Origin of the sequence: Streptomyces pimonensis, from assembly GCF_041380215.1 — a bacterium.
GTDB lineage: Bacteria > Actinomycetota > Actinomycetes > Streptomycetales > Streptomycetaceae > Streptomyces > Streptomyces pimonensis.
This window is the reverse complement of the sequence record NZ_JAHWZY010000029.1, coordinates 83,595-92,344: the sequence shown is the minus strand read 5'-3', so window position 1 is coordinate 92,344 and position 8,750 is coordinate 83,595. Positions and strand designations below refer to the sequence as shown.

The 8,750-nt window shown below is 72.7% G+C and carries 8 protein-coding genes; 5 read left to right on the top strand and 3 right to left on the bottom strand.

The window, feature by feature from the left end; genetic code table 11:
• Positions 1-64 precede the first annotated feature (64 nt).
• The 3 genes from KYY02_RS25030 to KYY02_RS25020 all read left to right on the top strand — a co-directional run bounded on the left by KYY02_RS25030 (position 65) and on the right by KYY02_RS25020 (position 4,881).
• Positions 65-1,423, top strand: coding sequence for a maltokinase N-terminal cap-like domain-containing protein (locus KYY02_RS25030; protein WP_371241592.1), 1,359 nt, complete (start codon positions 65-67; stop codon positions 1,421-1,423).
• Positions 1,424-1,427: 4 nt separating this feature from the next.
• Positions 1,428-3,653 carry a 1,4-alpha-glucan branching enzyme gene (glgB, locus tag KYY02_RS25025; protein WP_371241590.1) on the top strand — a complete coding sequence of 742 codons (2,226 nt, stop codon included), beginning with the start codon at positions 1,428-1,430 and terminating at the stop codon, positions 3,651-3,653.
• A 109-nt stretch (positions 3,654-3,762) separates the two neighbouring features.
• Positions 3,763-4,881, top strand: a complete 1,119-nt coding sequence (locus tag KYY02_RS25020; protein WP_371241588.1) for a glutamate--cysteine ligase 2 — start codon at positions 3,763-3,765, stop codon at positions 4,879-4,881.
• Positions 4,882-4,886: 5 nt separating this feature from the next.
• Here the strand turns inward: KYY02_RS25020 and KYY02_RS25015 are convergent, their stop codons facing one another.
• The gene (locus tag KYY02_RS25015; RefSeq protein ID WP_371241586.1) at positions 4,887-5,120 is read right to left on the bottom strand and encodes a DUF6480 family protein; all 234 of its coding nucleotides are present in this window, start codon (positions 5,118-5,120) and stop codon (positions 4,887-4,889) included.
• A gap of 153 nt (positions 5,121-5,273) precedes the next feature.
• On the opposite strand from KYY02_RS25015, the gene KYY02_RS25010 reads away from it, so the two are divergent.
• Positions 5,274-7,178, top strand: coding sequence for an AMP-dependent synthetase/ligase (locus tag KYY02_RS25010; protein WP_371241584.1), 1,905 nt, complete (start codon positions 5,274-5,276; stop codon positions 7,176-7,178).
• Between the two features lie 163 nt (positions 7,179-7,341).
• The gene (locus KYY02_RS25005) at positions 7,342-7,776 is read left to right on the top strand and encodes an ATP-binding protein (RefSeq protein ID WP_371241582.1); all 435 of its coding nucleotides are present in this window, start codon (positions 7,342-7,344) and stop codon (positions 7,774-7,776) included.
• Between the two features lie 2 nt (positions 7,777-7,778).
• On the opposite strand, the gene KYY02_RS25000 is transcribed toward KYY02_RS25005, so the two are convergent.
• The gene (locus KYY02_RS25000) at positions 7,779-8,210 is read right to left on the bottom strand and encodes an ATP-binding protein (protein WP_371241580.1); all 432 of its coding nucleotides are present in this window, start codon (positions 8,208-8,210) and stop codon (positions 7,779-7,781) included.
• Positions 8,207-8,578 carry a PRC-barrel domain containing protein gene (locus KYY02_RS24995; RefSeq protein WP_371241579.1) on the bottom strand — a complete coding sequence of 124 codons (372 nt, stop codon included), beginning with the start codon at positions 8,576-8,578 and terminating at the stop codon, positions 8,207-8,209. Before KYY02_RS24995 ends, KYY02_RS25000 begins: the two co-directional genes overlap by 4 nt.
• Positions 8,579-8,750: the final 172 nt, after the last annotated feature.

Below are 8,750 nucleotides of genomic sequence, written 5' to 3'. Positions count from 1 at the left end.
ACCCGCATCGCATCCCGCATCGGCCGACGCCTGTGAGCGTGTGCCGGGGAGAGGAGGCGTCACCATGACGAAGACCGCGTTCCTGCGGCCGCGAACCGTGCCCGCCGAGCCCATGGAGTCGCTCGCCGGGCTGCTGCGCGAGTGGCTGCCGCTGCAGCGCTGGTTCGCCGGAAAGGACCGGCCCGTCACCGACCTCGGTGTGCTGTCGATGACGGAGCTGTTCCCGGGCTGTCTGCACGTACTGGTGCACGCCGGTCACGGAGGCGTGCCCGCTCCCGGCAGCACGTCCCCGGCCGGTGACTGCTACCAGCTCCTCCTCGGCGTACGGGAACACCCCTCGCCGCGGCTCGGCAAGGCGCTCATCGGCAGGGTGCTGGACGGCCGGCTGGCCGGGCTGACGGTCTACGACGCCCTGCACGACCCGCGCGCCGCCCAGCTGCTCCTGGAACGGCTGCGCCGCCCCGGCACGGCGGGCCCGCTGTGTTTCGAGTGCGACGGGTCCCAGCAGGTGCCCGCCGGACTGGTGCCGCGCCTGCTGACCGCCGAGCAGTCCAACTCCTCGCTGGTGTACGGCGAGGAGTACATCCTGAAGGTGTTCCGGCGCATCCAGCCCGGTGTCAACCCGGACCTGGAGGTGCCCGGGGCGCTGGCCCGGCAGGGCTGCCACCGGGTGCCCGCCCCGATGGCCTGGTTCCGCACCACGCATCCGTTCAAGGCGACGCTCGGCGTGCTCCAGCCGTATCTGCGCGACGCCTCCGACGGCTGGACGCTGGCCCTGGAGGCGATCGCCGCCGGTGACGACTTCACCGCGCAGTCGCACGCGCTGGGCCGGGCCACGGCGGACGTCCACCTGGCGCTGTCCTCGGCGTTCCCCATCGGCGTGCCCGGCGAGAACGGGCGGACGGCGGCGGCGATGACCGAGCGGCTGGCCGCCGCGGCGCACGCCGTCCCCGCGCTCCAGCCGTTCGTGCCGGGGCTGCGGGCAGCCTTCGCCGCGCTGGCCACCTGCGACGCCGGGCCGCCCGCCCAGCGCATCCACGGTGACCTGCACCTGGGGCAGGTGCTGCGGGCGGGGCGTGAGTGGTTCGTCATCGACTTCGAGGGCGAGCCGTCCCGGCCGCTCTCCGAACGGCGCAGCGCCCACTCCCCCGTCCGGGACATCGCCGGGATGCTGCGCTCCTTCGACTACGCCGCTCGCCAGCGCCGCCCCTGGCGCCCGGAGTGGGCGCGCCGCTGCCGTGAGGCCTACTGCGCGGGCTACGCCGCCCGCGCCGGCTGGGACCCGCGCAAGAAGCACGGCCTGCTCCGCGCCTACGAGACGGACCGAGCCGTGTACGAGGTGCTGTACGAGGCCCGGCACCGACCCGACTGGCTGCCCGTACCCATGGCGGCGATCGAGCGCCTCGCCGTGAGAGGAGACTGAAGCCGTGGCCCTGCGTGACACTCCGCTTCCCGAGTCGGCCGGGTCCGTCCCGTCCGCCGCCGCGCCCCCCGGCGCCGCACCCGCCCTCGACCCGACCGACCGGGGGCGCCTGCTGGCGGGCGCCCACCACGATCCGCACGCGCTGCTCGGCGCCCATCCGGTGCCCGGCGGGATCGCCTTCCGCGCCCTGCGCCCCTTCGCCCGCGAGGTGGGCGTCGTCGTCGACGGCGTGCGCACCCCGCTCGTCCCGGAGGGCGACGGCCTGTTCTCCGGCGTACTGCCGCTGGAGGCGATCCCCGCGTACACGCTGACGGTGGCCTACGGCGACGACGAGGCCGTGTCGACGCACGACCCGTACCGGTTCCTGCCCGCGCTCGGCGAGCTCGACCTGCACCTGATCGGCGAGGGCCGGCACGAGGAGCTGTGGACGGCGCTCGGCGCGCACCCCATGACCCACCAGGGCGTCACCGGCACCCGCTTCACGGTGTGGGCGCCGAACGCGCAAGGGGTGCGGGTCGCCGCCGACTTCACCCACTGGGACGGCACGGCGTTCCCGATGCGCTCGCTGGGCTCGTCCGGGGTGTGGGAGCTGTTCCTGCCCGGCGTCGGCGAGGGCACCTGCTACAAGTTCGAGATCCACTCCCGCCACGGCCACCGGTTCCTCAAGGCCGACCCGATGGCGCGGCGTACGGAGGCGCCGCCGAACACGGCGTCCGTGGTGACGGCCTCGCACTACGAGTGGGGCGACGCCGACTGGTTCGCGCGGCGGGCGGCGACGCCCGTGCACGAGGCCCCGTTCTCCGTGTACGAGGTGCACCTGCCGTCCTGGCGCCCCGGACTGACGTACCGCCGGCTCGCCGAGCAGCTGCCCGCGTACGTCAAGGACCTCGGCTTCACCCACGTCGAACTGATGCCGGTCGCCGAGCACCCCTTCGGACCGTCCTGGGGCTACCAGGTCACCGGCTTCTACGCGCCCACCGCGCGCCTGGGCACCCCGGACGACTTCCGGTACCTGGTCGACGCCCTGCACCGGGCCGGCATCGGCGTGATCATGGACTGGGTGCCGGCGCACTTCCCGAAGGACGACTGGGCGCTGGCCCGCTTCGACGGGGAACCGCTGTACGAGCCCGGGGACTCCCGGCGCGCGGAGCACCCCGACTGGGGGACGTACACCTTCGACTACGCCCGCACCGAGGTGCGCAACTTCCTGGTCGCGAACGCCGTGTACTGGTGCCAGGAGTTCCACATCGACGGACTGCGGGTGGACGCGGTCGCCTCCATGCTCTACCTGGACTACTCGCGCGAGGACGGCGGCTGGGAGCCCAACGCGTACGGCGGCCGGGAGGACCTGGCGGCGATGGCCTTCCTGCAGGAGATGAACGCGACCGTGTACCGGCGCTGCCCCGGGGTGGTGACCATCGCGGAGGAGTCCACGGCGTGGGGCGGGGTGACCCGGCCCACCGGCACCGGCGGACTCGGGTTCGGGCTGAAGTGGAACATGGGCTGGATGCACGACTCGCTGGAGTACGTCTCCCACGAGCCGGTGCACCGCAAGTACCACCACCACGAGATGACGTTCGCGATGGTGTACGCCTACAGCGAGAACTACGTGCTGCCCATCTCGCACGACGAGGTGGTGCACGGCAAGCGGGCTCTGGTGTCGAAGATGCCGGGCGACTGGTGGCAGCGGCGCGCCGACGTCCGCGCCTATCTCGGTTTCATGTGGGCCCATCCCGGCAAACAGCTGCTGTTCATGGGGCAGGAGTTCGCCCAGGGCGCCGAGTGGTCCGAGGAGCAGGGCCCGGAGTGGTGGCTGCTCGACGACGGGTACCACTCCGCGGGCGACCACCGCGGGGTGCGGGACCTGGTGCGCGACCTCAACACCGTGTACCGGCACACCCCGGCGCTGTGGCAACGCGACACCGACCCGTCCGGCTTCCGGTGGGTGTCGGTGGACGCGGCCGACGACAACGTCTTCGCGTTCCTGCGGTACGACGGCGACGGCTCCCCGCTGCTCGCGGTGTCGAACTTCTCCCCCGTGGTCCGGCACGACTACCCGCTCGCCGTCGGCGACGACGTGATCGCCTGGCAGGAGGTCCTCAACACCGACGCCGCGCGCTACGGCGGCGGGGACGTCACCCACCCGGACCCGGTCAAGCCCGAGGACGGCACCGTCCGGCTCACGCTGCCGCCGCTCGCGACGGTGTGGCTGACGCCGTTCGCCCCGTGACATTCCTGCGGCGCCGCCAGGTGTCCGACGTCCCGGCCGGGGCATTCGGGCTCGTACGACCGAGGGCTTCTCGGCGTCGTCACGGCAGGTCACAGAAGGGCGGCATCAGGTGCGCACCGTCGGAGTTGAGGAGGAGCTCCTCCTGGTCGATCCGGAGAGCGGGGAACCGCGGGCGATGTCCGCGGCGGTACTCGCCCGCGCCGCCCGGGACGGTGCGGAACAGGACGTCTTCGAGAAGGAACTGCACGAGCAGATGCTGGAGTTCGCCACGCATCCGCAGTCCTCGATGGAGAGCCTGCACGCGGAGATCGTCCGCTGCCGCGAGGAGGCCGCCGGGCACGCGGGGAAGATCGGCTGCGCCGTCGCCGCCCTCGCCACCTCGCCGCTGCCGGTGAGCCCGGCCATCGGCGTCAACCGGCGGTACCGGTGGATGGAGGAGCAGTACGGCATCGCCACCCGGGAACAGCTCGTCATGGGCTGCCACGTCCATGTGTCCGTCGAGTCCGACGAGGAGGGCGTCGGGGTCGTGGACCGGCTGCGGCCCTGGCTGGCGGTGCTGGCGGCGCTGAGCGCCAACTCGCCGTTCTGGCAGGGCAAGGAGACGGGGTACAGCAGCTACCGCAGCCGGGTCTGGCAGCGCTGGCCGTCGGCCGGTCCGACCGAGCCGTTCGGTTCGGCCGAGCGCTACCACCGGCGGGTCGCCGACATGGTGGCCACCGGCGTCGTCCTCGACGAGAAGATGGCCTACTTCGACGCCCGGCTGTCCCAGCAGTACCCGACGGTGGAGATCCGCGTCTCCGACGTCTGTCTGCACGCGGAGACGGCAACGCTGATCGCCACCCTCGCCCGCGGGCTGGTGGAGACCGCGGCCCGCGAGTGGCGGTCCGGCCGGGAGCCGGCGGATCCGGGCGTCAGCCTGCTCCGGCTGGCCGCCTGGCAGGCGGCCCGGTCGGGACTGGCGGGCGAACTGCTCCACCCGGAGACCATGCGCCGCATGCCGGCCGAGGTGGTCGTCCGCAGCCTCCTCGACCACGTCGCCGAGGCCCTGGAGGCCACCGGCGACCTGGAGCGCGCCCGCGAGGGCTGCGCGCGCCTGCTGCGCGACGGCAACGGGGCGCAGGTGCAGCGCGCCCTGCTGGAGCGCACGGGGAGCCTGCGGGACGTCGTCACGGAGTGCGTACGGCACACCCAGGAGGCGGGGCGTACGGAGGTCTCCCCTCGCGGGTAGGGGCGTCAGAGGATGAGGGTGAGGGCGTAGGCCAGGAAGAACGCCGCGATCAGCACCACGAGGACGAGGATCGCGGTCAGCGGGCCCTTGGCCCAGCCCTTGGTCGGGTTGTGCGTCTCTTGGGGGCCCGCCTCGGGCATGCTGCTCTCCCCGGGCGGGGTCTCGCCCGGGGGCACTCCGCCTCCCGGTTCGAGGCCGGTGCTGCGTTCCGGTTCGGGGTCTGGATTGACGTAGCTCATGGCCTCCGGGTCCCCCGAAAACGCCGAGCTCATCAGTGCGGACCCACTTGTCGCGATCCTGGCGCGGGGGCGCTCCGGCTCGGCTACATTCAGGCACCGCCGGTGACGGTGCCCGCCGGCCGAGTCACGCCCCGTACATGTCAGGAGCAGCGCATGCGCGACCTCGCTCTCGCTCCCCCGCCCGCCTCGCCCCTGACCGGCGGCCTCGCCGACCGCCTCTTCGAGACGGCGACCGAGAGCCCCGGCCTGCCGATGCTCGCCCACCGCGCCCGTCCGGCCTCCGCCACCTGGGAGCGGATCACCGCCCTCGAGTTCCGCGACGAGGTGGTCGCCCTGGCCAGGGGCCTGGTGGCGTCCGGGATCTCGCCCGGCACGCGGGTGGCGATCATGGCGCGCACCCGCTACGAGTGGACCCTCCTGGGCCACGCCCTGTGGACGGTGGGCGCCGAGATCGTCCCCGTCTACCCGAGCTCCTCGCGCGAACAGGTGGAGTGGATCCTGCGGGACTCCGGCTGTGTGGCCGTGCTGGTGGAGGACGAACAGGGCGTGATGACCGTCGGGTCCGTGTGCGCCGCGCTGCCGCGGCTGCGGCACGTCTGGCAACTGGACGCGGGCGCGCTGGACCGGCTGGTGGCGCGCGGCGAGTTCATCCCGGCGGCCACGGTCGACTCGATGCGCCGCATCGTCCTGCCGGACTCCACGGCCGTCGTCGCCTACACCTCCGGCACGTCCGGCCACGCCATGGGCTGCGCGCTGAGCCACCGCGGCCTGGCCTTCATGAGCGACACCCTGCTGGCAAACTGGGGGCACGTCACGGCGCTCCCCGGCGAGCAGGCCGCCGTCCTCGCCTTCCTGCCCTTCTCCCACGTCTACGGTCTGATGATCCAGGTGCTGTGCGTGCGCGGCGGGCTGCTGATGGGACACGAACCCGACATCGGCGAAGAGTCCCTGTCCTCGGCCCTGCGCACCTTCCGGCCCACCTATCTGTACGCCGTTCCGTCGCTGCTGGAGAAGATCTACAAGAACTTCCTGCGCACGGCGCAGCTGTCGGGCCGCGGCGCCCTGTTCGAGCGGGCGGCCGGCACGGCGCGGGACTTCGCCGCCGCGCTGGAGCGGCAGCGGCTGGGCCGCGGCGCGGGACCCGGCTTCGACCTGCGGCTCCAGCACGCCCTGTACGAGCGCACGGTCTACCGCAGGCTGCGGACCGCGCTGGGCGGCCGGGTGCTGCGGGCCACCTCGGGGGGGTCGACGCTCGACCGCGGCCTGTCGCTCTTCTACGAGGGGATCGGTATCTACGTCCACGACGGCTACGGGCTCACCGAGACCAGCGGCGGGGTGACGATGCAGCCGTTCGGGCGGGAGAAGTCCGGCACCGTCGGGCAGGCGCTGCCGGGCACCGAGATCCGGGTGGCCGACGACGGGGAGATCCTGGTGCGCGGACCGTCGGTGTTCCAGGGGTACGTGGGCGACGAGGCCGCCACCCGGGCCGTGCTGCGCGACGGCTGGCTGGCCACGGGCGATCTGGGCCGGCTGGACGACGAGGACTACCTCACGATCACCGGCCGCAAGAAGGACGTCATCGTCACCAGCAGCGGCAAGAGCGTGGCGCCGACGGCCCTGGAGCAGCGGCTGCGGATGCACCCGCTGGTCCACCAGGCCGTCGTCGTGGGCGACAACCGGCCGTGTGTGGGCGCCCTGATCACGCTGGACCCGGAGTTCCTCAACGACTGGCGGGCGGCACTGTCCTTGCCGGGCGACGCGCCGGCCCGGGAGGCGCGGGAGGAGAACGCGCTGCGGGAGGAGATCGCGCGGGCGGTCGCCGCGGCCAACAGCAGTGTGTCGCGCTCGGAGTCGGTCCGGGTGTTCCGGGTGCTGTCCGAGCCGTTCGACGTCGCCAACGGGCTGCTGACGCCGTCGATGAAGCTGCGCCGGGACGCGATCGTGCGGCACTACGCGCTGGAGATCGACGCGATGTACCAGTCGCGGACGCGTCCGGGGCGGACTCCGGCCGTGGACGAGCCGTCCGTCCGGGACGACTCGGACAACGTCTTCCGCTGACCTTTCGGGAAGGGCGGGGATCCGCCGCCGGCCGGTGACGGGTTTGTCACCGGCCGGGCACGGGCATGCGGGCGCGTAGGCTCCGCCCGCGCGGGAACCCACCGTTCGAGAGGGCGCAGACACGGGAACGACCGCCCCGCGACGACGGGGCCTGGAAGGCGAGATGGCACGCGAGCCGTATAGGGACAGGACACTGGCTGCCGAGGACATCACGAGCCGCATCGTCAGCTTCCCCGGGAAGCTGCACGATGTGACGGACGCACGCCTGGTCGCGGAGGAGTTCCTCTTCGACCTGGCCCGTGTGTCGGCGCCCTCCGCCCCGGAACACTGGGACGACATCCTCCTGGTGGTCACGGAGTTGGCCGCCAACGCGGTGCAGTACGCGCCGGGCCCGTTCCAACTGCGTCTGCGCAGGACGTTCGACGGGGTGCACGTGGTGATGCACGACACCAGCACCACCGAGCCCGCCCCGCGGCCCTTCCACCCCCACCGCGGCGGCGGGGGCATCGGCTGGCACCTGATCCACACGCTGTGCGATCAGGTCAGCGTCGTCAGCGACGACCAGGGCAAGGACATCCACGTCTTCCTGCCCTGGTGAAGCTACGCCGGCGCGTCGCGCAGGGGGACGAACACACTGACGGTCTTGCCGCCCCCGGGACGCCTGCGGACGTCGATGTCCCGTGCCAGCCGGATCACCAGGGGCCACCCGTAACCGCTGCCGCGGTGCACGTCCGGCAGGGCGCCGGTCCCGCCGGCGGCCTCGGGGACGACGTCGCTGTGATCGTGGACGTCGACCCACACCCCCTCCCCGGTCGTCCGCACGTCGAAGCCGGCCAGTCCGGCACCGTGCCGGATGGCGTTGGTGACCAGCTCCGACACGACGAGCGAGAGGTCGATCATGTCCTGGTGGTGCGGAGCGCGGCCCTCCGCGTCCCAGCGCGCCCGCACCGTCGTCTCGGCGTGCGCCCGTGCACCGGCGGCACTGCGCACCCTCGTGCCGTCGGCCGGGCGCGTCCGTCGTACGGTGCTCACCCGGTGGGACTCTCGCGCGGTGGCAGCCGGTGGTAGTAATCCCCGACCGCGGTGAGGTAGGCGGGATCCATGGTCTCGCTGTCGGTCCGGAACCGGGGCGCCTCCTTCACCTCGGTCCTGGTGCAGGACAACGTCACCTGGCGCTCCCCGGCGTGGACGTCGGTGACGACGCCGACCGGCACCAGGAGGCTGCGGCCGAACACCCACACCCCGGTGTCGACGACGAGGTGCCGCATGCCGTGATGGTCGGCCTGCCGGTCCACATGACCGATGGTGCCGTCGCTCGCGACGACGGTGTAGTCCGTGAGGTCCTGCTCCTGGACGTGCTCCAGGCCCGGCGCGTATGACCAGATGCTGTCGATTGGCACTGCTCCTTGCCTCCCCGATGACGACGGATCCCTGGACGTCGCCCAGCTCCACAGCAGCAGATACCCGTCAGGCACGCGCGCATTCGAAAGGCACGGACCAAAACCGCGCGCCGACGGCCCGCCCCGCGAAATCGGGCCGAGTACCCCTCGCGGGCCGGTACATGCAGGCGGT